Here is a 21431-nt window from a genome sequence, read left to right on the forward strand (position 1 = left end):
CAGGGGTCTCCAAGCTGAATCCAGATCGATCAGTTTGCGATCCCCGCGGGCTGGTGCCGCAGGGCTTGACGCGTGTGTGCTGTGCCGTTGCCGCCCCGAGCCGCGAGGGTGATCCGCTGCCGGGTCGTCGTTCTCGCCATGCCCGCTGGCACGCGGGCGGGCGGATTCAGACGCCTGCCGCGGCGCAGGTTTGCTGTGGTGTGCCCTCGGCGGCGGCCTTGTCGTACAAGCGGATCTTGGGTGCCGCCAGGACACAGGGCTGGCGCGTGATCACCAGCGCGGTCTCGGGTTTGGCGAGCAGGTCGCTGATCAGATCCTTCAGCGAACGGGTCTTGTCCGTGGTCTCGACGAGATGAACGTTCTGTACGCCCATGGCCCGTGCGATGGCCTCGAAATCCATCCGGTTCGTCGGTGAGTGATCGAGCGAGCGACCGGTTCCAGGATGCTCCTGCAGTCCGGTCATCGCCGTGGTGCCATTGTCGAGGATGAGGACAAGATGCCCGCTCGGCGGTGGGTTGTAGACCATCTCGGCAAGTCCGGTCAGCCCGGAATGCACGAAGGTCGAATCCCCGATCACACTGACGACGCGGCGAGCCTCGTGCTCGGGCAGGGCGTGGCGCAGACCCAATCCGACACCGATGCTCGCGCCCATGCAAACGCAGGTATCCATGGCCGAGAAAGGTGGCAGCACGCCGAGGGTGTAGCATCCAATGTCGCCGGCGACGATGCAGTCGAGATCCTTCAGGGCCTGGAAGACCTCGCGGTGGGCACATCCTTGACAGAGTTCGGGTGGCTTGCCCTTGGGGGGGACGGGCTCGGGGCTGGTCTCGCCGGCGATGATCCGGCGCACGCGCGCGACGTCGAGTTCGCCGAAGCGATACATCTCCGCCTTGCCCTCGACGGGGATCCCCTCCGCGCGCAGGTCCGTGACCAGTACGGGATCACCCTCCTCCACCACGAGCACCCGTTGTACGCTGGCCGCGAAGTCGCGGATGCGTGTGAGCGGGAGTGGATAGGTCATGCCGAAGGTGAAATGGCTGGCGCTGGGCGCCGCTTCGCGCGCATGCACCGCGCTAATGCCGGTTGTCAGGATCCCGAGTTCGCTGTCACCACGATCCTCCCGCACCGGGCCTTCCGCCTCGTTCCAGGCCGCGATCTCGGCGAGTTTGGCACGCAACCGATGATGCGCGGGCTTGGCGAAGGCCGGGATCATGACCCGCTCCGGGATCTTGCGTTCGAAGCTCGGCACGGCCGTCGCGGCGACCGGAGCGCGGGGCACCACAACCGTCTTGGAGTGGCACACCCGGGTCGTCAACCGCAACATCACCGGGATCTTCCAGCGCTCCGAGATCTCGAAGGCGAGCCGTGTGAAATCGTAGGCCTGCTGGGAGTCGATGGGCTCGAGCGTCGGGATGACGGCGGCCCGTGAGTAATGGCGATTGTCCTGCTCGTTCTGGCTCGAGGCCATGCCCGGATCATCGGCCGAGACCACCACCAGACCGCCTTCGACGTCCGTGTAGGCCGCGGTGTAAAGCGGATCAGCCGCGACATTCAGTCCGACATGTTTCATGGTGACCAGGGTTCGCGCACCGGCGAAGGCCACCCCAAGCCCAACCTCGAGGGCCACCTTCTCGTTCGGTGACCATTGGGCGCGGCCGCCGAGTTGGTCGAAGGTCTCCAGGATCTCGGTCGATGGGGTTCCTGGATAGCCGGTCCCGAGCTGCACCCCCGCGTGCAGAGCCGCCAAAGCGACCGCATCGTCGCCACTCAGCAATTGCCGTTCTCCGGTCATGATCGTTGACTCTCCAAGACTGTTGTCGCTCTAGGCTAGGGCCGAGGCCAGCCGGTTCGCGGCCATCCGCGCGCGCCATTATCCGCATCCATGCTGCTCTGCAGCAAGCCAACGCACTGATCCGGGTCATCTGATGCCCTTGTTTTTCGTCCGCACCCGCTCGTAGAGCTCCTCCATGATGGTCACGAAGGGCGTGTCCTGCTCCCAGAAGGGCGGCATCTCACCACCTTTCTTGATCAAGATGCCCGGCACGGGGGACGCCGTGATGGGGTGGATCTCGCTCGGTAGACGCCGTGACGCGGTCCAGAAATCGGTTGGGTCGTGCGGGGCGGTCTGGGTCGGCACTGGTTGCGTGTAATAGGTGGTTGCCGGGATGAGCGGCAGATCCTCTTCCTCGAGGACGTCAGCGAGCAGGCTGCCGAGCGGGGTCTGACGCAGCGCCGTGTTGAGACGCTCGCGGGTCAGGCCGCGCAGTTCGAACAACAAGAAGGGATCCTGGTCGAGCTGCGCGGCGAGCCGGTAGTACAAGCCCGCGATATGCTTGCAGGGATTGGCGTCATCCGGACACGAGCACTCGGTCACGCGAAAATCCTGACGGCTGCGCGGCAACAAGGCGAGGCCGTGTCGCGCAAAGAGTTGATCGATCTCATCGGGCATCTCGTTCATCAGGAGCTTGGCGACGATGCTCGCGCGTTGCCCCAGCTCGGCGATCATCTGGTCCCAGGCGTTCGCGCGGATCGGCTGCATCTGGATGCGAGTCTGATAGCGCGGCTCTTGATAGACCCCGAAATAGGGATTCACTTGGCCGCGGATAGTTGCTGTCACACCCTCTGGACTCACTTTGAAACTGCGGACGCGGTGGTCACTGGCATATCCGCGTCCGCGCTCGAGTCGGCCGCGATCCGTGAAACTCGCCAGTGCCGCGAGGAAGTGTTCACCCCACCAAGTGCGTCCAGGTCGTGTCATGCCAGGCTGCCTCCCGAGTTAGTCGACCAAGGCATTGCGATTGAGGCGGATCAGGCTTTTGAACCGCTCGTTGTCGAGTTGTGTGAGCCAGGACTCGTCCTGACCGACGATGGCCCCGGCCACCGCCTTCTTCTGCTCGATCATCTCGTCGATGCGCTCCTCAAGGGTCCCCAAGGTGACGAACTTGTGGACGAAGACGGTCTTCTCCTGCCCGATGCGAAAGGCGCGGTCGCTTGCCTGGTCCTCGACGGCCGGATTCCACCAGCGATCAAAGTGGACCACGTGATTCGCCTTGGTCAGGGTGATGCCGACACCACCTGCCTTGAGCGAGAGGATGAAGATCGCAGGTTCGGATTCAGGATCTTGGAACGCCGCGATCATGGCCTCGCGCCGAGCGCGCGAGGTGCCACCGTGCAGGTAATGGGTGGGGTAACCGCGCTCCTGACGCAGCAGCCGATCGAGTTGCGCACCGATCTCGGTGAACTGTGAAAAGATCAGGATGCTGTCGCCCGCGGCCATTACCTCTTCGAGCATGCCGTCAAGGCGCTCGAGCTTGTGCGAGCGCTCGGGCGTGAAGGCGCTGCCGTCCTGCAGGAACTGGGCGGGATGGTTGCAGATCTGCTTCAGGCGCATCAGGGTCGAGAGCATCAGTCCCTGGCGCTCGATCCCGGACACCTCGGCGAGTTGCCGCTCGACGTCGCGCACCACGGACTCGTAGAGCGCCGCTTGTTCCCTGCTGAGGTTGCAATATTGCTTGGCCTCGACCTTGTCGGGGAGGTCCTGGATGATCGTCTTGTCGGTTTTCACGCGGCGGAGGATGAAGGGTTCGACCAGTCGCTTGAGCATGGTGGCGCGCACGGCGTTCTGATCGCGTTGCACCGGGATCTCGTAGGCTTTACGGAACCGCGACTGGGTGTCCAGATAGCCGGGTTGCATGAAATTGAAGATCGACCAGAGATCGGTGAGCCGATTCTCCACCGGGGTGCCCGTGAGTGCGAGTCGATGGCGCGACTTGATCTTGAGGATCGCCTTGGTTTGCTGGGCCTTGGGGTTCTTAATGTTCTGCGCCTCGTCGAGCACGACCCGGTGCCAGTCGATCGCGCTCAGCAGGGCTTGATCCCGCCGGGCAAGGGCGTAGGAGGTGATCACCAGATCCAGTCCAGCGGTCTGTTCGCGCAAGTCAGCCGGCTGCTGTACCCGTGTCGGGCCATGATGGATGAGGGTGCGCAGACTGGGCGCGAAGATGTCGACCTCTTTGCGCCAGTTTCCGATCACCGAGGTGGGCGCGATCAGGAGGGTCGGCGGCTGGGGGCCGGATTCGCGTTCGCTCAACAGCCGCGCGATCACCTGCATGGTCTTGCCGAGTCCCATGTCGTCGGCCAAGCAGCCATTGAGGCCGAGCTGTTCGAGAAAGCCGATCCAGGCCACTCCGCGGCGTTGATAGGCACGCAGTTGTGCCTTGAGTCCGATGGGCTCGGCGATCGGCGCCAATTGCTGGTGATCGCGTAATTGCTCGAGCATGGCGGCGAGTGTCGATTCGCGATCGAGTTCGAAGACCTCCTCGGTGGCGATCTTGCGCAGGAGTTCCGGGAGGGCGAAGCGGGGTTCCTCGTCGCCGTGCGTCTCCCAGAACGCCAGCAGTTGTTGCATCGTCTCGGGGTCGAGTTCGACCCATTGACCGCGAAATTGGATCAAGGGAGTCTTGGCCTCGACCAGTTCACGCCACTCCTCGGGACCAATGACCTGATCACCGAGCGCGAGTTCGTAGCGGTAACGCAGCAGCGCGTCGAGACTGAGAGCGGATGCGCCGGGCGTGGTCCCGGGCGCGGGAGCGCTCGTGAGTGGATCGCTTGGACGCAACCGGATCTTGATCCGCCGCCGCCCCTGGGGTGTCCACCACGCCGGCACCACGATCTTGAAGCCTGCGTTCTCGAGTACCCAGGCGTCCTCCTTGAGGAAGTGGAAGGCCTGTTCCAGTTCCAGGTGGATCGCGTGTGGTGTGGCGGTGTCCAAGCCCGCCCAGAGCGGTGAGTAGATCCGTGCCGCCAAACCTAGATTCAGTAAGAGTTGGCGTTCGCAATCACGGCCGAGGCGGCGGTGCAATGACTGCTTCTCGGCGACGGAGCAAGTCCAGTAGTCGGCGAGGGCCAGGCGTTGGGACGGGTCGTCTTTGGGAACCAGGATCAAGTCGAGCCGCCAATCGTCTGGTGCCGTGGCGGGCGCTTCGACCAGACGGAATCCGAGCGAGAACCCCTGTGCCTGATCGGCCATGGTGAGCCGGTGTCGCCAGCGCTGCCACTGTCGGTACTGCTCCAGCCCTTGGCCGGGTGGGTTGGCCAGGGTCGGCTGTTGCGCGAGGGCAGCGGCGAGCAAGGTGCCATGGGTTCGTTTCATGACGGTGGCCGGCCATGCGGTGGTGCGCAGGGTGCGATCGAGTAGGACCTCGCTGAAATGGCGGAGCAGGCTGGTCGCTTCAAAGCCTTGCGCCAGGCCTGGCGCGCCTGGCGCGGCGGCCGGCGGCATCCGCATGGCCGCCTGTGCGATCAGGTCCTCGTAGTGCTCCGAGGCCCACTGCCAGGCACCTCGCGTCTCATAGGCCGGAGGTTTTCGCTTGCCCTGTGGTGGCGGCGGCTGGCTGTAGATGAGCGCGGGGATATAGTGATCGCGCATCAGCAGGCGTTTCAATTCCTGGGTGAGCCAGTACCAGAAGAGGAAGTCGGGTCCAGGCTGGATCACCGCGGACTGATGAAAGGCGAGGAAGTGAATGTCGCTCAACTGCTTGATGGGATGATCGAGACGATAGCCGTCCAGGGTCCAAGCGATGAGACTCGCGCGCTCCTCCCGTGCCGCATCGGCCAGTGCTCGTGCCCGTTGTGGCGAGGGCAAGGGGGCATCCGGGTTGCTCGGCAGCAAGAGGGTCCAGCGGTCGATGGCGCCCGGCTCGGGCTGCGGGATTCCGAGCTGTTCCAGCAACCCTGGCCAGGCCCGGGCGGGACAAGCGAAGGGATGGATGCGCTCGTCTCGGGGAGCGGCACGCCGCGGGGCCGCTCCCTCCGCCGGCGAGGGCGTCTGCTCGGCCCACAGCACGAGCGTGCCTGCTTGGACGAAGCGCCCTGGGTTGGCCGGGCGCCAGAAGGCATGGAGGGTCGTCATCGGGTTGCTGGACATTGCCTGGGTTCTGGAGGTGTTGGCGTTGGTGTGACGAATTCCTTGCTCCGGGCGGCAAAGGCGGCCAGGATGATCATCCCAATCGATCCGTTCCGTTTCAACCGAGGGATGCCGTGACCGAGCGCGAGCAAACGACCGATCAACCCGCCATCGTGCGCGCCTTCATGCAGGCTAAACCCGCCGAGCAGCATCTGCTGCTCGAGTGGTCGCGTGGCTTCACCGCCATTCGTTTGAGCGAGCGTGGTGGTGGGGAAAAACTCACCGCTTTTCTTGCCTTGACCCGTGAGCGTCGGGCGGCTTGGCCCCTCGTTAAACTGCTTGGCCGGGCGCTGCGCATCCTCCTCTGGGATGCGCGTTCCTGGACCTTCCGTCTCGGCGTTGGATCCTTGCTGGTGGTCTTCGTCGGCTTCGGACCCTCGGCCGCGGCACTCATCCCCCTCGTCGAGGGCATCCGTCTGCCGCTGTGGATCTTGGTTGGCGGCGTTGCGGTGCTGCTCGGGGTCCTGATCGACCTGATCCGCAAGCAGTGGCGTTGAAGACGGCTCGGGACGCGATGTCACGCGCGCCGACGCCGCGCACCAGCGTCTGCGGCGACAGCGGCACCACGCGGAATCATGACGGGCAGGCCGCCTACCTCGCCCCGCACCACGGCAATGCCGTAGGCTTGCTCGACCTGGTCGGTTCGGAGCTCCGCCATCGCCCCAGTGTGGATCGCGCCCCCCGGCCCCAGCAGGAGCACGCGCTCGGCGAAGCGCAGCGCGAGATTGAGGTCGTGCAGCACCACTAGGCCGACCAGATTCTGGTCTTGGACAACCCCCTGGATGGTCTCCAGAACCTCGATCTGGTTGCGCAGATCCAGATGATTGACCGGCTCGTCGAGCAGCAGCAGCCGCGGTTCCTGCACCAAGGCGCGTGCGATCAACACCTTCTGTAATTCACCACCGCTCAGTTGCGTGACGGGCCGGTCGCTCAAACAAGCTAGGCCCAGTCGCTGCAGCATCTCCTCAACCAGAACGAGATCCGTATCCGTGCGGCCACTCGGGTGCGGTAACCGCCCCAGCAGCACGGCCTCGAAGACGCTGACCTGCGCCGGTGTTGTCATCTGCGGCAGATAGGCGATCCGCTGAGCCCGCCGCGTGCGAGTCAGGCGCGACAGATCGGTTCCGTCGAGTCGAACCCGATCCCGGGGGGCGGGCAGCAGGCCGGCGATGAGTTTCAGCAGCGTCGACTTACCGACCCCGTTCGGCCCCAACACGGCCGTGAGCACTCCCGCGGGAGCCTGCAGCGCCAGCTCCGAGAGGACTGGCGCGCCGCGATAGCCGAAGGACAACCCCGCGATGCTCAGCATGACTCAAGGCCGCCCGCGCAACAGCAGCACCAGGAGCAGCGGCGCCCCCACCAGTGCCGTCACCGCCCCAACCGGGAGGACGACGGGCGCGAGTAGGAGCCGTCCCAGGGTATCGGCGGCCAGCAGGATTAAGGCTCCGGCGAGCGCTGAAAACGGGAGTAGGAAGCGCTGATCGGACCCGATCAGCAGCCGGACCGCGTGCGGTGCAATCAGGCCGATGAAGCCGATGATGCCGAGAAAGGCGGTCGCAATCGCCGCCAGCGTCGCGGCGGCAGCCGTGCCGAGCAGACGATGACGCACCACATCGACGCCCAGGGCGCGGGCGGGATCATCCCCCCAGGCCATGGCGTTGTAATGCCAAGCGGCGCGCCAGGGCAGCACACCGAACACCACGAGCGCGCCGGCGAGCCAGGCGACCTCTGGCCAGCCAGCGCGTCCCAGGTCGCCGAAGGTCCAGAAGAGGGTGGCCGCGGCCTGGGTATCGGAGGCGAAATATTGCACGATCATGGTGGCTGCGCTGGCGAAGGCGCCGAGGGCGATCCCGGCGAGCACCACCGCCTCTGGGGTCAGGCCGCGCAGGGTGGCAATCAGCAGGATCAGGGCCGCGCTGCTCAGCCCGCCGAGCAGCGCCAGTGATACCACCCCGAGTGGTGCGTTCAGGGTCACCGCTTGAGCGCCGGTGCTGTGCAGTTGACCGGCACCGAAGAAGACGATGGCGCAGGTCGCGCCGAGGGCTGCGCCTTGGGCGATGCCGAGAGTGAAGGGCGAGGCGAGCGGATTGCGCAACAGCCCTTGGAGCAAGGTGCCTGCGAGTGCGAGTGCGGCCCCCGCCAGGAGCGCCGCGGCGACGCGTGGGAGGCGAATGCCCCAGATGATTTGGGTCTCGATCCCCTCGCCGCCGGGCCCCGCGAACAAGATCGCCAGCAGCGCTTCCACACTCAAACGATAGGTGCCGCTCGCCAGTGACACCAGGGTCAGAACCAGGAGAGCGGCCCCCATTGCCAACCCCACCAGGGTCCGACGCCACAGCCGTTGTCGATAGCGTGTGAGCGGGCTGTCGGAGGCGACGGGCGCGTCGTCGCGCCAGGTCGGTCTCACCAAGGTCGTCCCCGTCCGTTCAACAGGTCGACTCGCATGAAGCCGAGTCCGTCGCGCGCCAGCTCGGCATAGACGGGTTGGCCGAGAAAGAGGGTATGGATCTCATCGGCTTTGGCCACCGGGGTCACGTCCGCGAGGGCATCAGGGTAGAGGATGCTGGCGATGAACCAGGCATTGATGAGTGCATGTTCGACATTGGTGTTATAGGCATTGTAGGGCAGGGTCGCGTAGACCTGTCCCTCACGCACGGCGCGCAAGGCTCTGAAGGGCCCCGGGTTGGCTGCCTGTTCACTCAGTACCGCTGGCACGCCCGCGGCATCGATGAACAACCGGGGCGGGTCCCAGGCCAGGAGCTGTTCAAGGTCGAGGAAGAGATGGCCGGTGCGTCCGGTGCGCTCGGCGAGGTTCTCGGCGCCGGCCCAGTCCAGCGAGGGATGTCCCGCCTGCGTGCTGGTGAGGCCCTGTTGACCCTTGAGGCTCACCCCACCGAGATAGGCTGTGACCGGGAGCTGGTTGCCGATGCGCTGTGCGAGTTCGGCGATGGAGGATTCCATTGCATCGAGCAGGGTCTCAGCGCGTGTCTCGTAACCCAACACCTGGGCGAGCTGCCGCAGCGAGTCGCTGAAGACGGCGGGCTCGAGACGTCCGGTCGCGCCGTAATCGAGCGACAAGATCCTGATGCCAACCCGTTCGCGCAGCATCCGCACCTGCTGCTCGTCAAGCGTGACCGCGACCGCGAGATCGGCTCCGACGCTTGCCAGGGCTTCGAGATCCGGCAGGCGCCCCGCCCCGCCAGGACCGATGATGGGCAGCCCAGCGATCCGCTCGCCGAGCGAGTAGGCATAGGCACGACCTTCGGGTGGGCGCTGCTCGATGGCCTCGATCGCACTTACGTTTGCCACGGCGTCGAGATAGACCAGGAAGCGCAGCGCACCCGGTCCCAGGGCAACCAGTCCCAGCGGGGTCGATGCTCCCGGCGCGGTCTGGATGATTCCGCTGATGGACGCGGCAGGCCAGGCCAGCGCCGCGGACAAGAACTGACGTCTGTGCATCAGGATTCAGAAGTCCACGCTGAGGCTTAGGACGAGGCTGCGCGGCGGTCCGGCATAGAAGCCCACCGTGCCGGAGCCGTCGTCCTGTGCATTGATCGCCCCGATGTATTGTTCATCGAAGAGATTGTTGATCTCGAGGCCCACACGCACTGCGCCGCGGGTGCCCATGGACGGTGAGGTCCAGCTCGCCGCGAGGTCGAGGAGCCAGTAGGCCGCAACCGGCTGTGTATTGAGTGGATCGCCATAGCGCTTGCCAACATAGCGCACAACTGGTAACGCCTGCCAGGGACCATGCTCGAAGATGAGGCCGGCGCGCAGCATCCAGCGTGGGGTGTCTGGAACTTGATTGCCCGCGATCGACAGCGTCTGGATGCCGGTGGGGGCGCGTCGGGCCAGATCGTCATCGAAGGTGTAGCTCAGATAGGTCGGGTTGAGGTAGGCGACGAGGTTGGGAGTCAGCGCGTAGCTGGCGAGCAACTCAACCCCCTTCGCGGTGGCGCCACCGACATTCTGGTGATAGTTCAGGCCAACCGTGGGATCCAATGCGACAGAGAGCAGGTCGTGATGTTGCGCATAAAAGAGGGTCGGCGATAGCTCGAAACGGTCGCCCGTCCACCGCAGCCCCAGATCGACGTTGTCCGAGGTTTCCATCTTCCAGGTGTCGAAGAGATCCTGTAACACCAAACCCTGCGCCTTGAAGGCGGCACGGTTGCTGGCGTAGATGTTGGTCACCGGCACGAAGGCATAGGGACGCATGTAATTGCGACCGTAATTGGCATAGGCCTCCAAGCGCCCCGCCGGGTCCAGTTGCCAGCTCGCTCCGATGCTCGGCGACCAGGCATCGAAGGTAAGCGCGCGAAGACTGAGATCCGGGTCTGGGGCGAGATTGTGGCGCAGTGCGGCGGACCACCCGCCCGGGGTGCTGCTGTCGGTGCGATAGGCAATGCTCGCCGGCTCCTCGTAGCGAAAATATTTCACACCCGCTTGCCATCTCAGTCGGTTCAGCGTTTGCCCGACCTGAAGGTAGGGGCTTTGCACGCTTCCGCGCCCTTGGTTGTCGGCCAGATAGACCCAGCCATCGGGCCGGCGTGCCGTGGGGGTGATGGCCATGCGACGCACCGCCTTCTCGAGGTTCGCGGACTCCCACCAATATCCGGTACTGAGCTCGAGGTTGCCGATCTGATCGATGTACTCAGCCACTAGACCGTAGCGGTCGAGGTCACGGAACTGGTCCTGAAGCCCATTGCGCTGCTGGGCGGTCTCGGTGGAGAGGTAGGGTCGAAGGGTCAGTGCACCAGTGCCGAACGGCCGGTTCGCGATGCCGAGCAGGTCACGATTCTCGGTTTGCGTGAAATAGAAATCGTAGAAGTTGCGGTCCAGCGCCGGTTCGCCGCTGAAGCGCCGGCTGTGGTCGAGATCACGGGTGTGACGAACAGCGCGTGCTTGCTCGAAGGTTAGCGGGCGCAGATCGTGCGTCTGGGCGTTGGTCGCATTGAAGAAGAGGTCGAGGTTCGCGCCGGCGATGCCATCCGACTGGCTTAAGCCAAAGGATACGTTGCGACGTGGTCCGAGTGAGCCGGCGCCCTTCCAGTTGTCCGCGTCGGTATAGGAGGCGGACAGGAAGCCGCGGATTCCGGCCATGCTAGTGCCTGTGTCGAGCCGCACGAAGGCGCGCTGATAGGCATCAGACCCAAACGCCAGGCTGGCGAGCGCCCCAGGCGCGAAGGCGGGACGACGATAGCTCATGGCAATGGCACCACCGCGGTTGCCCACCGCCGAGCCGATCGCCAATGGGGCCATGCCCTTGTAGAGCGCGAGTGACTCGATGTTTTCGAAATCGTAGAGATTTTCGCGTGGACCGATCGGCATGATGCCGTAGTTCGGTAAGCCGTCGATGGAGAGCCCGACGAACTGGCTCCTCACGCCACGAATGCGCATGACGGTCGCGCCAAGGCCGTAGGGGTCGGTCAACTCGGTGTCGACCCCGGGCAGGAGGTCGAGATTCGCATAGACGTTGGTCCGGCCCGCCGCTCCGCTCGCGCGCCGGCCTTGTTCGGTCAGGGCACTGCCCGTATAGATGGTATCCCCCGGATATTGAACCGAAAAAACGGGTGGAGCCACCACCTCGATCGGACTCAGCAGGATCTCATCCGCGCAGATCATGCCGGCCGGGCACAGGGCGGCGGCAAGGATATAGCGCGGAAATTTGGAGTCACCCATTCGCTCGGCTTGGCCTCAACTCAACCTCAATCGCCACGATATTACCGATACAATCATCGTATTACTAGATCACGCCTATTTGGTCTTCGCCAGCGTCCCGGGGGGATTGCGCTTAGGGCCGCTGCACCCAGATGTGTCCTGGGTCAGAACTGGTGTCGACTGGTGGACGTCAGCCATGGCGCGGTCTTGGATTGCGGGGTACCGCCCCGATGTGCCATCACAACCGAGAGCAGTCCAATAAGGAGTTCGTCATCATGTCCATCCGCCGCATCGTCAGACTTCCAGCTATTGCCCTAGCGGCCACCCTTGCCGTTGTCACCGGCCATGTCCAAGCTAGCCCGACCCTCAGCGCGACCGAGGCATTGGCGAAGGCCCAAGCCGGCGACATCACACTGATCGACATCCGCACCCCGGGCGAGTGGCGTCAGACTGGGGTCGCCGCTGGGGCATTGATGATCGACATGCGTTCGCAATCCTTCGTACAAGACGTGTTGCAGTCCGTTCAGGGGAATCCAGACGCCCCGATCGTGCTCATCTGCCGCACTGGGAACCGGACGAGCTACGTGCGCGATGCGCTCGAGAAGTTGGGCTTCACCAACGTCAGCCATGTGCCCGAAGGGATGGCGGGGAGCGCCGCTGGGCCGGGGTGGGTGCGCCGGGGTTTGCCGATCGAGGCCTGCCAGACCTGTTGAGGCCTGCGCGCGAGGCGGGGTCAAACCGATCAGACGCGACCCTGCCCCGCTCCAGGCTGTGCGGTCGTCGGGGTCAGTTTCGAAGGAGCCGCATCCACCGGGCGACCATTAGGGTAGGTCGATTGGCCCAGTCTGGCTCCAGACGGGTGCCCGCTGGTTGCCTATCAGGCGGCACAGGTCCCGCGAGATCTTTGCACCTTCGGTGTAGAATCCATCGATTCGATGCCTCCGCGCTAGCCCTGCAGTGGGATCGCCGCGTTGGGTTCGAGGTGAGCGGGACTGTTAATGCTGTACAGACCCCAAAGACTTTAAGCGAGACCGAGACGAGGGATCCCGATGGACCAGAATGAACAGCGTCTGATCACCGACCTCTTTGCGAAACTCAAACAGGCCGAGGAACAGTCCGGCCCGCGTGATCAGAGCGCCGAGCAGGCGATCGCGGACGCCGTGACGCGCCAGCCGGCCGCTCCCTACTACATGTCCCAAGTCATCCTGGTCCAAGAGCAGGCGGTCCAGGCTCAGAACCAGCGAATCCAAGAACTCGAGAAGCAACTGGCGGAGCGTCCGGCGGGCGGTGGTGGCTTCCTTGGCAGCCTTTTCGGGGGCGCCTCACCAGCCAGCGCCGCAGCACCTTCCCCCGCGGCACGGACCCCCGCGGGGGCCGCATTCGGACAGACGCCTGCCGCGGCACCCGGGCGTGGCTGGTCACAGCCAGCCGGCCGCTCGGCTGCCGGCGGTGCGGCCGGTGGTGGGTTCCTAGCCTCGGCCTTGACCACGGCCGCGGGCGTCGCGGGTGGCATCATGGTTGCCAACGCCCTGACCGGACTTTTCAGTGGCGATGAGGCGCAGGCGGCCGAGGTGCCGGAGGCTCCAGCGGATCTTGAGCCCACCGGGTTCGAGTCCGATGACGCCTTCATGGATGATGGCGGCTTCGAGGACTTCGAGGAGTTCTGATCCAATACAAGCGTCCGCACTGCCGGTGAGCCGAGCGGCTCGGCCGCCGGTGTGTTGTGCCTGTAGGGAATGGGCGAGCAGTGGCATTGCTTGCCGGCGTGCGTTGGTTTGGCGACCATGACCCAGTCGTGGCAGTCCTAACGGCGCCAGGGCACTGACAGCCTAAACCTGCGGCAGTGCCGATCCGACTCTCAATGATCGAGTGGACTGATCAAGATGACATCTGAACACGCAACCCGGAAGCGGGCGCTTGAGGCTCTTGAGCGACTAGGTCAATCCGCCGATCGGTTGCGGGATCTGACGCCACGGATGCTTGGCGAAGCGCCTGCGTTCGAAGCCTTTGTCACGGCATTGTTGAGGCCGCTGAACAATTACCGCCACGTCGCGGGCCGACTCCTCAGCGAGCCGCATGCGATGCCGGAGGGCGCTAGCAGCGCGGGTCGTGCGGGCGCAATGCCCGATCCCACGCAGATTCTGGCTGACAGCGAACGCTTGATTCAGGCGGTTGACACCTTCGTGGCCGCGCCGCTCGTCGACGAGGCCCGGGCACGTCTGGTCACCTTGATCAATGAGATTATTCGCCCCGTGCTGATCCCGCATAGCGCCCACCATCAGCCGGGTCAGGCGCCGCCGACGTCGGTAGCGAAGCGCGTGGTCGAAGCACCGCAGCGGCCGTCTCAGCCGGGGGGCGAGCCGATGATTGAGGAGTCGATCGTGCGCGACTCTTCGATCGCTCCTGACGATCGTTCCGAGCACGCCGCGTCGCGACCTGCTTCGTCCGCCACCGCGGCTTCGCCCCAACCTCTTGCCGAAGCGGTACACATTCACGAGGACGCCGCCACCCCGGCGGATGTCCCTCCAGGATCTGGAACCGCGACCATCACCCCGGGCGACGCCCAGCAACTCTGGTGGCAAAACCGGTTGGAGCGGCTGAATCGCCGAATGAACACGGGTTTCATGTTCATGGGCGCGGTGGGGCTGAGTTTGGTTGCGCTGAATTTGTATGGAACCTTTGCGCGCCCTGGCTTGGGGGCGCTGGAGCGGGCCGACCCCGAAGGCACCGCCATGGCAAGCGTTTCCGCGCCGTCGGGATTGGGCGAATCCGTGACGCCCGCCGCACCCGCACCCAGCCTCGATCTTGAGGCGATCGAAGCGCTCGCGCGGCAACTCAAGGCCTCGGGTGATGACATTGCCAACCTGCTGGATGACTGGGGAGCGGGACCGGGTCAGGCGCTCGAGTCCATTGAGGGCCGCATGAGTGGTGTCGAAATGGAATTGGCGCGCTTGCGCCGAGATTTGGATACGCTCGACGCGCGCTGGCCTACCGACCTGGATCTGCTCGTTGCACAAGCCTCGGGTGGCCCGCCATTGCGGATCGGGCCTGAGGTGTCTCGGGATGTTGATGATCAGCCGATGCTCGCGGAAATGGCACCGGCCGCGGCCGAACCCCATGAGGATACAGCATTAGGTGCGGTTGATGACGCGGCGGAGCCGGCCATGACCACCCTGGATCCCGTGGCGCCGTCCGCCGAGTCTCCCACCCCCTTTGCCGCGGTGGTGCCGGCACGTGAGCTGATTCTGACCGCCCCGGTCTATGGTCTCCAACTCGGGGCCATGCGCCGCGAACCTGGGGCGCGTGCGCTGGCTGAAGACACGGGTCTCGATCCTGAGTCACTCTTCATCCTGGCCTCGGGTTCGTGGCAGTTCGTCATCTATGGTTGGTTCGCCGACGAGCTGGAGGCGCGTTCGGCCTTGCTCAATCTGTCCCCGGAGGTCCGTCGCCAGCGTCCGCTGATCCGCTTCGCCGAGGCGGGCACTCAGGTGACTCCCTTGACGTCTCTCACGCCCTGATGATGTTTGATCGCGTGCCGATCAGCCGGGTCAGGGTGTCGGCGGTGAGACCGGCTTCCGCCAGGGTGCCCGGTCTCACCAGGAGAGATTCAACTCGGCTCGCACGAAATAGGATTCGTCGCGGCGATTGACGGCGTAATAGTCTCCTGGCCAGAGATACTCGGCGACCAGATGCGCGGCCAAGTGCGAGTTGAATTTGGTCCGCAACCAAGCTGTGGCCAGATGGCCGCGGAAGCGGCTCTCGCCGCTGAGGTTGACCAATTGGGCCGGAGTGCGGGTGGTCATCTCATCGGCCCAGAGTGCGTGATAGTCGAGCGTGAGCAGGGTGGTGGGGTGAACCTGCGTTGCCCAACCGAGATTGAGCCGGCTGAGATTGGTGGCCTCGGCGACGCGGCTCTCCAGCGGCCATTGATAGATCATCAGCTCGCTCCATTGCGGCCAGCGGCCCCAGAGTGGATCGAAGGCCTGGGTTCCCTGGTGGTTCGGCTTGTTGCCGCTCAGGAACTCGTAACCGAGGTGCAATCGGCTGGTGCGTGGATCCTGGACATGATAGGTCGCCCGTGCGTTGAACCCGAAGGCATCGAGATCGGCATCGTTTCGCGTTCCCCATTGATAGGCGCCCTCGCCGCGCAGGGTCCAGTTGGGGATCCACTTCGATTCGGCGCGCACGCCGATGGTGTAGGCGGTTCCCGAGTCGGGAGGTGAGGGGAAAGGAGCGCCATTGTTGACGCGGATATTCCCCGGCGTATTGTCCGGCCGGCTGTCTTTGTAGATGACATAGCCGTCGAGTTCGGTGTCCGGGAGCAGGCCCTGATTGCGTGCGTAGAGGATCACGCCGGTTTCGTATTGCTCGATCTGATCCTCGATGACCCCATTGAGTGGTCGTGGGAAACGGTCTGTGGTGGCATCCTGGTTGATGTAGATGAGCTCGAAGGTGGTGGCGATGGACGCCGCCTTGTAGGTCGCGCGGGCGGCATCGAAATAGATGGTGCGCGAGCCGTCGAGCGGGGTGCCTTCGAGGACCAGCCAGCCGTTGCCGAGGACGATCTCCTGTCGGCCAAGCTTGACCGATAATGGGGCGCCGGCGATGTCGTTAAAGGCGACCTCGAGCAGATCGAAGAAGAGCCCACCGCTGTACCAGGTCTCAAAACCTGGGACGGGCCATTGATCGGCCTTGGGTTTGTTGTAGTGACGACCTTCCCACATTAGCCGCGCCGTGCCCACGATCTGCTCTGTTGGCGCATAGAGACCCCAGATCCGGCCACGGTAGCGCTGAAAGGTGCGGTCGGCGATTGGACTCTGATCGTTCAGGCCGACATTGCCGATGAACACCTGGCGCAACCGCAGATCCGCTCCCGGCTTGAAGCTGGAGACGGTTCCCGGCTCATGTCCCGGGTTGGCACCGCTCGTTGCAGCGCTAACAGCCAAACCGAGGGCGAGCGCGATCCGGGTCGCGTGACCGCTAGAGTTCATCGTCCACCTTCTTCTCGTCCAGCGCCCACAGGCGGTCCTCGGGGGTCACCTCGTCACGCGCCGCGTTGCGACGAATCAAGCCATAGAGGATGCCCACGAGGGCCATCGCGATGGCGCCAAGATAGGCCATCAGAACATATGGATCGTCGATTCCGAGCATGGGTGGTCTCCGCTGTGTCTCCAATTAGGTGCCAGAGGTAGGTCGCGGCGGCCGCGATGCCCGGTGGCTGCTTGTGTGGTGAGGATCACTCGGGGAAACAGCGACGCAGATGCGCCGCATCCGGCGGTCGGGTCACCGCGCTGACCAGGATCAAGGTCAGCAGCGAAGCGGGGAGCGCGATGATGATCGGGTCCAAGGTTGGCCAGTTGGGGTAGTCCGCGAGGAGACTGGTCTTGCCGTCCGTGATCCACTGCACCAACCCGATCGCACTGGCTTCGCGGGACTTGATCAGGGTCAGCCAGAAGAGCGAGACGCTCAGACCGACCGCCATCGAGGCGAGGGCACCAGCACGGGTGACGCGCCGAAAGAAGAGTCCGCCAATGTAGGCGGGCAGGAAGCTTGCGGCACAGAGCCCGAAGAAGATCGCGGTGAAGCGTGCGATGACGTATTCCTGCCGCACCGTGTAGCTGATGGTGACGGCAATCAGGAGTCCGAGCAGAATGGCCAGACGCATCACCAGGATGCTCGGTTCGCGGTGATGGCCGCCGTGACTGATGCGCTCGTAGAGATCACGGCCAGCGGCGGTGCCGATGGTATGGAACTGGCTCGACATGGTGCTCATGGCGGCGGCGAGCAGGGCGAGGAAGAAGATGACGCCGAACCAGTGCGGCATGGCGGCGATGATGAAGGCCGGGATGATGCTGTCGGCGTCACCACGGGTGTGGGTGGCGGCGATGGAGCGTCCACTGACCAACTCGAAGGCCTCGCCCGCAGCGTTCGCGGCGGCTTCGCGGTCACTGATGATCAGGGGCGCGCGCACCGGCGCCGCGGTCTTGGGATTGAGGATTGGCGTCCAGGTCCCGGCGGCATCGGGCTGCATGAGTTCGACCCAGGCGCGCTCGTCAGCCGTGCCGATCGGCTCCACGACCTGTCCATGCACCAACGGACCCTTGTAGGCGAACCAGGCGTTCGAGAGGCTGCCGACGACAAAGGGCGTGCCGACCATGAGTAGGATGAAGACCGCTCCGATTGGAACCGCGCGATCGAGTTCGCGGCGACTGCGCACGGTCATGAAGCGCACCACGAGTTGGGGCTGGGCGAGCACCCCGATCCCGACGCCGAGGACGAGCGCGGTGATGACGGTCCACCAAAGATCATAGTTGCTCGCGCCCCAACCGAAGTCGGGCATCGCGGTCCAGCCTTGATGCCCGATCGCCGCGAGCGGAGGTGGCACCATGTCGGCCATGTCCGTGAGGGTCCGATGGGCCTCCGTGATTCCGCCGAGGCTGGAGTAGGTGAAGACAAGGAGGAAGATCATGGCGAAGACCATGACGAAGCCTTGCATGGTATCGGTGTACATGACCGCCTTGATGCCACCGGGGATCACGTAGGCGGCCGTAATGAGTGCGAAGATCAGGAGTGCGACCTCGAAGTCGATCCCGAACTGCGTCGCGGCGAAGATGCTGCCCCCGGTCATGACCGCGGCCGAATAGAGCGGCATGAAGAGAAAAATGATCACCCCGGCAAAGATTTGGATGGCGCGGCTCTGATAGCGCTGACCGAGGAGTTCCGGAAAGGTGTGGGCGCGCAGATGATGACCGAGTCGCCGCGTCGGTTCGCCGAGGAGGATGAAGGCAATCAGAATGCCGACGCCGATGTTGAGGACGGTCAGCCACAGCAGGCTCATCCCGAAGAGCCCGGCGACCCCACCGAAACCGACGATCGCTGCCGTCGAGATGAAGGTCGCGCCATAGGACACGGCCATGATGATGGGATGAGCCGAGCGCCCACCGACGAGGAAGTCTGCCGCGGAGCGAGTGCCGCGATAACCAAGCCAGCCGAGATAGCCCGTGGCGAAGAGGTAGGCCAAAATGACAACGATGTCGACCCAGCCGACGGATGAGTGCCCGGTCATGTGTCCCCCAGGATCGTGTGAGCGCTTGTTGTCTCGTGATGTGCGCGAATGGGGGCGAAAAATAACCTGACTCTTGGTGTCGTTGTATAGATCCAGCGCAGCTAAAGGGCGGTTTTCGAGTTTTCGATACGGAAGAGAGCCTGATCGTGGAAAGTTTCAAGGTCGTGCGACCCGAGTTCCTGAATCATTATGGGTATCTGTTTGGCGGATTCCTGCTCAAATGGGTGGACGAGATCGCCTGGATTGCGGCCAGTCGCGATCACCCCGGTTGCCGCTTCGTCACCATCGGGATGGATCGCGTGGAGTTTCATCGGAGCGTGCGGCAGGGCGCGGTGCTGCGGTTCGACGCGCTTGAGAGCTGTCGAGGCAACACCTCGCTCAGCTACTCGGTGCATGTGTTCGCCGATGATCTCGAAACAGGCGATGAGGAACCCATCTTCACCACCTGCATTACCTTCGTGCGCGTTGACGAGCATGGGCGCAAGATTCCTCTGACTCAGGGTTCCGCCACGGCCCAGGGTGTGAGGGCGGCGCGGAGCGAATGAGCGAGTTGGGGTGCCGGCGTGCCATCGGCGCCAACCTGCAGATGAACGGTCAGAGCGGTGGCCGCGAGGACACCGTCTGCGTTCTCGAAACGATACGCGACGGCGAAGGAACGGGTCCGCAGCTCCGCGATGCGCAGGGTCACGCGCACCGGCTCGCCGTGATGCAACGGGTGTCGATAGTCGGCTTGCGCATGCACCAGCGGGAGGAGGATCTCGCCGGCATCGATCAGGGTGTGAAGCGGCAGCCCGAGGCGATCCATGAAGACCTCGTAGGCGTCATGCGCATGACGAAAGAGGTGGGCGAAGAACAGCCGGCCCGCTGCGTCCGTGTCATGCAGACGGACTTCGAAGTCGTACGTGAAGGAAGGGTCGGTCATCGGATGGGCTCCTGTGTTGTCCGCGGCAATGGCGGGAACGGCTGTGTCCGCGGGGCGCGAAGAGGCGGTCGAACCTGCCCTTTGCGCTCAGCGGGTGGAGCGTGACGCACGCCATTCGGCCCGGGCACGGGTTGATCCCCCATGGCGATCTGCGACATGATGATGCCAACCTTAGGATCGAGGAGTCGCCGTGCGATCGCATTCTCCTTTCCCCATTGTCCTCGCAGTGATCGGTGCGCTGGCGGCGTCAGCGATTCCCGTCTCCGCGTTGAGTCGCGGTGATCCTGCAATCGGGGAGACGATCGCGCAACAGGTCTGTGTGGCCTGCCATGCGCCAGATCATCGCATCCCGAGTCCGATTCCGAAAACACCCGTCCTCGCGGGTCAGCACGAGGGCTATCTCGTGAAGCAGCTCCGTGATTATCGCGATGGCAAGCGCAGCAGTGGTTTGATGCTCGGGTTTTTGGATGGGCTCGAGGCGGAGGATTTTCCGCATGTTGCGGCCTACTTCGCCAGTCTGCCCCCTGGCCCAGGTGTCGTTACAGATCCGAGCCTGCTGGAACTCGGGCGTGAACTCTATCTCGACGGCAACCCGGAGCGCGGTTTGCCCGCTTGTGCCGGTTGTCATGGCGATGAGGGTGAAGGCTCGCGACGCTTCCCGCGCCTGGCCGGGCAGAACGTCGATTACACCGTGGAGCAGATGCGCCGCTATGCCACGGGCGAGCGCACCAACGACCGTGGCTTGATGCAAACGGTCGCCGATCGAATGGACGAGCAAGACATCCTGGCCGTGGCGCAGTTCGTGGCAAGCCTGGTCGGGGAGGATAACGAGGAGACTGCCAGCCCATGAAACATCAGAGCTTGCACGAGGGTGCGAGGCCCGATCCGCGGTCGTGGTCCAGACCCGTGACGCCGAGGATGCCGAGTCTGCTTGTGCTTGCCTGCTGGGCCGCGGTGGTCGTGGCCGAGCCGCTGCCCCAGCCCCATGCCCCTGGCATCGAGTCGCCCGACTATGTCTGGAACGCGCCGAACGAAGAACAACTGCGGGCCTTGGCGCATGAGGCCGATCCCGTGAATGGCGAGCTGGCCTACGCGGTCTGTCGCGGCTGTCATCGCGCCGATGGTGCGGGGCGTGGGGATGCGCTTTACCCGCAGCTAGCCGGTCAGCACGCAACCGTCCTGATCAAGCAGATGGTCGACGTGCGCACCGGGCGGCGTGACAATCCGAAGATGCATCCCTTTGTCGCCGAATGGGTGGTCTCGACCGAAGACGTTGCGGATATCGCAGCCTATCTGGCGAGTCTCCCGATCCCGACGAACAATCTGAAGGGGCCGGGCGAGCAACTCGCACAGGGTCGCATCCTCTACGAGCGCGATTGCGCCATCTGCCACGGCGGGCAGGGTGAGGGCGATGCCGAAGAGTTCTATCCGCGGGTGGCCGGTCAGCATTACAGCTATCTTGACCAGGAATCGCGACTTATTCGTGATCGTGGTCGACGCAACGCCAACCCCGAGATGGTCAAGGCGATCGCGGGGTACAGTGACGCGGAGATCGCCGCCGTGAGCGATTACCTGTCACGTTTGCCAACCGATGCCCAGTGAGTGCCGCGCGCCCAGGTCGCGTGCTCTCAAGCGGATCAAGATGGCACGCACAGCCGGATCCGAGCGAGGCGCCGCGCGGGTTGGGTACGATCCATGAGCATCATGCCTTTCCCGCAGGGAGCCATCTGAGCGCCACTCACTGGCTTGGCCACTCGTCCGACGTCAAGCTCCACCGCCGGCCTCGGGTTCCGGCTCGACTCTGACTGGGGAGAAGTGTC

At 64.4% G+C, this 21431-nt stretch carries 18 protein-coding genes; 7 read left to right on the top strand and 11 right to left on the bottom strand.

All coding sequences use genetic code 11. The annotated features are described in order from the left end of the window. Positions 1-166 precede the first annotated feature (166 nt). The 3 genes from CKO25_RS15730 to CKO25_RS15740 form a co-directional block, all read right to left on the bottom strand. The gene (locus CKO25_RS15730; protein ID WP_200388901.1) at positions 167-1792 is read right to left on the bottom strand and encodes a thiamine pyrophosphate-dependent enzyme; all 1626 of its coding nucleotides are present in this window, start codon (positions 1790-1792) and stop codon (positions 167-169) included. A 126-nt stretch (positions 1793-1918) separates the two neighbouring features. Beyond that, complete coding sequence (locus CKO25_RS15735) at positions 1919-2758, bottom strand: SWIM zinc finger family protein (RefSeq protein ID WP_200388902.1); 840 nt, start codon at positions 2756-2758, stop codon at positions 1919-1921. A gap of 18 nt (positions 2759-2776) precedes the next feature. Next, a complete protein-coding gene (locus tag CKO25_RS15740; protein WP_242467656.1) occupies positions 2777-5926 on the bottom strand; it encodes a DEAD/DEAH box helicase in 3150 nt (1049 codons plus the stop codon). Between the two features lie 113 nt (positions 5927-6039). Here CKO25_RS15740 and CKO25_RS15745 point away from each other — a divergent pair, with 113 nt between their 5' ends. Continuing rightward, the gene (locus tag CKO25_RS15745; protein WP_200388903.1) at positions 6040-6462 is read left to right on the top strand and encodes a hypothetical protein; all 423 of its coding nucleotides are present in this window, start codon (positions 6040-6042) and stop codon (positions 6460-6462) included. A gap of 20 nt (positions 6463-6482) precedes the next feature. On the opposite strand, the gene CKO25_RS15750 is transcribed toward CKO25_RS15745, so the two are convergent. Genes CKO25_RS15750 through CKO25_RS15765 form a run of 4 tightly spaced genes read right to left on the bottom strand, consistent with a single transcriptional unit; the run spans position 6483 to position 11644 of the window. Beyond that, a complete protein-coding gene (locus CKO25_RS15750) occupies positions 6483-7274 on the bottom strand; it encodes an ABC transporter ATP-binding protein (RefSeq protein WP_200388904.1) in 792 nt (263 codons plus the stop codon). A gap of 3 nt (positions 7275-7277) precedes the next feature. After that, a complete protein-coding gene (locus CKO25_RS15755; RefSeq protein WP_338115148.1) occupies positions 7278-8372 on the bottom strand; it encodes a FecCD family ABC transporter permease in 1095 nt (364 codons plus the stop codon). Continuing rightward, positions 8369-9424, bottom strand: coding sequence for an ABC transporter substrate-binding protein (locus CKO25_RS15760; RefSeq protein WP_200388905.1), 1056 nt, complete (start codon positions 9422-9424; stop codon positions 8369-8371). The genes CKO25_RS15755 and CKO25_RS15760 overlap by 4 nt, the downstream gene beginning before the upstream one ends. A 6-nt stretch (positions 9425-9430) precedes the next feature. Beyond that, on the bottom strand, positions 9431-11644 hold the full coding sequence (locus CKO25_RS15765) for a TonB-dependent receptor (RefSeq protein ID WP_200388906.1): 2214 nt from the start codon (positions 11642-11644) through the stop codon (positions 9431-9433). A 254-nt stretch (positions 11645-11898) separates the two neighbouring features. On the opposite strand from CKO25_RS15765, the gene CKO25_RS15770 reads away from it, so the two are divergent. The 3 genes from CKO25_RS15770 to CKO25_RS15780 all read left to right on the top strand — a co-directional run bounded on the left by CKO25_RS15770 (position 11899) and on the right by CKO25_RS15780 (position 15141). Then, positions 11899-12336: a rhodanese-like domain-containing protein gene (locus CKO25_RS15770; protein WP_200388907.1), complete on the top strand. Its 438-nt coding sequence runs from the start codon at positions 11899-11901 to the stop codon at positions 12334-12336. 336 nt (positions 12337-12672) lie between these two features. Next, positions 12673-13290, top strand: a complete 618-nt coding sequence (locus CKO25_RS15775) for a DUF2076 domain-containing protein (protein WP_200388908.1) — start codon at positions 12673-12675, stop codon at positions 13288-13290. 216 nt (positions 13291-13506) lie between these two features. Further along, complete coding sequence (locus CKO25_RS15780; RefSeq protein ID WP_200388909.1) at positions 13507-15141, top strand: hypothetical protein; 1635 nt, start codon at positions 13507-13509, stop codon at positions 15139-15141. A 75-nt stretch (positions 15142-15216) separates the two neighbouring features. On the opposite strand, the gene CKO25_RS15785 is transcribed toward CKO25_RS15780, so the two are convergent. From CKO25_RS15785 to CKO25_RS15795, 3 genes are all read right to left on the bottom strand, one after another. After that, positions 15217-16614 carry an alginate export family protein gene (locus tag CKO25_RS15785; protein ID WP_200388910.1) on the bottom strand — a complete coding sequence of 466 codons (1398 nt, stop codon included), beginning with the start codon at positions 16612-16614 and terminating at the stop codon, positions 15217-15219. Next, a complete protein-coding gene (locus CKO25_RS15790) occupies positions 16604-16774 on the bottom strand; it encodes a symporter small accessory protein (protein ID WP_200388911.1) in 171 nt (56 codons plus the stop codon). The genes CKO25_RS15785 and CKO25_RS15790 overlap by 11 nt, the downstream gene beginning before the upstream one ends. A gap of 85 nt (positions 16775-16859) precedes the next feature. Then, positions 16860-18689, bottom strand: a complete 1830-nt coding sequence (locus CKO25_RS15795; RefSeq protein ID WP_200388912.1) for a sodium:solute symporter family protein — start codon at positions 18687-18689, stop codon at positions 16860-16862. 146 nt (positions 18690-18835) lie between these two features. Between CKO25_RS15795 and CKO25_RS15800 the strand changes: the two genes are divergently transcribed. Further along, positions 18836-19234: a hotdog domain-containing protein gene (locus CKO25_RS15800; RefSeq protein ID WP_200388913.1), complete on the top strand. Its 399-nt coding sequence runs from the start codon at positions 18836-18838 to the stop codon at positions 19232-19234. Here the strand turns inward: CKO25_RS15800 and CKO25_RS15805 are convergent. Continuing rightward, positions 19186-19611, bottom strand: a complete 426-nt coding sequence (locus tag CKO25_RS15805; RefSeq protein WP_200388914.1) for an acyl-CoA thioesterase — start codon at positions 19609-19611, stop codon at positions 19186-19188. The genes CKO25_RS15800 and CKO25_RS15805 overlap by 49 nt on opposite strands. Positions 19612-19801: 190 nt before the next feature. Here CKO25_RS15805 and CKO25_RS15810 point away from each other — a divergent pair, with 190 nt between their 5' ends. Both CKO25_RS15810 and CKO25_RS15815 read left to right on the top strand, forming a co-directional pair. Beyond that, positions 19802-20461: a c-type cytochrome gene (locus CKO25_RS15810; RefSeq protein ID WP_200388915.1), complete on the top strand. Its 660-nt coding sequence runs from the start codon at positions 19802-19804 to the stop codon at positions 20459-20461. A gap of 68 nt (positions 20462-20529) precedes the next feature. Continuing rightward, a complete protein-coding gene (locus tag CKO25_RS15815) occupies positions 20530-21213 on the top strand; it encodes a c-type cytochrome (RefSeq protein ID WP_200388916.1) in 684 nt (227 codons plus the stop codon). Positions 21214-21431: the final 218 nt, after the last annotated feature.

This window comes from Thiocapsa imhoffii (assembly GCF_016583985.1).
Classification (GTDB): Bacteria; Pseudomonadota; Gammaproteobacteria; order Chromatiales; family Chromatiaceae; genus Thiocapsa; species Thiocapsa imhoffii.

What these genes read in the sequence shown, in the direction of transcription:
- CKO25_RS15730 (WP_200388901.1), bottom strand. Translation starts at nt 1,792, where the DNA reads ATGACCGGAGAACGGCAATTGCTGAGTGGCGACGATGCGGTCGCTTTG.
- CKO25_RS15735 (WP_200388902.1), bottom strand. Translation starts at nt 2,758, where the DNA reads ATGACACGACCTGGACGCACTTGGTGGGGTGAACACTTCCTCGCGGCA.
- CKO25_RS15740 (WP_242467656.1), bottom strand. Translation starts at nt 5,926, where the DNA reads ATGTCCAGCAACCCGATGACGACCCTCCATGCCTTCTGGCGCCCGGCC.
- CKO25_RS15750 (WP_200388904.1), bottom strand. Translation starts at nt 7,274, where the DNA reads ATGCTGAGCATCGCGGGGTTGTCCTTCGGCTATCGCGGCGCGCCAGTC.
- CKO25_RS15760 (WP_200388905.1), bottom strand. Translation starts at nt 9,424, where the DNA reads ATGCACAGACGTCAGTTCTTGTCCGCGGCGCTGGCCTGGCCTGCCGCG.
- CKO25_RS15765 (WP_200388906.1), bottom strand. Translation starts at nt 11,644, where the DNA reads ATGGGTGACTCCAAATTTCCGCGCTATATCCTTGCCGCCGCCCTGTGC.
- CKO25_RS15770 (WP_200388907.1), top strand. Translation starts at nt 11,899, where the DNA reads ATGTCCATCCGCCGCATCGTCAGACTTCCAGCTATTGCCCTAGCGGCC.
- CKO25_RS15775 (WP_200388908.1), top strand. Translation starts at nt 12,673, where the DNA reads ATGGACCAGAATGAACAGCGTCTGATCACCGACCTCTTTGCGAAACTC.
- CKO25_RS15780 (WP_200388909.1), top strand. Translation starts at nt 13,507, where the DNA reads ATGACATCTGAACACGCAACCCGGAAGCGGGCGCTTGAGGCTCTTGAG.
- CKO25_RS15785 (WP_200388910.1), bottom strand. Translation starts at nt 16,614, where the DNA reads ATGAACTCTAGCGGTCACGCGACCCGGATCGCGCTCGCCCTCGGTTTG.
- CKO25_RS15790 (WP_200388911.1), bottom strand. Translation starts at nt 16,774, where the DNA reads ATGCTCGGAATCGACGATCCATATGTTCTGATGGCCTATCTTGGCGCC.
- CKO25_RS15795 (WP_200388912.1), bottom strand. Translation starts at nt 18,689, where the DNA reads ATGACCGGGCACTCATCCGTCGGCTGGGTCGACATCGTTGTCATTTTG.
- CKO25_RS15805 (WP_200388914.1), bottom strand. Translation starts at nt 19,611, where the DNA reads ATGACCGACCCTTCCTTCACGTACGACTTCGAAGTCCGTCTGCATGAC.
- CKO25_RS15815 (WP_200388916.1), top strand. Translation starts at nt 20,530, where the DNA reads ATGCCGAGTCTGCTTGTGCTTGCCTGCTGGGCCGCGGTGGTCGTGGCC.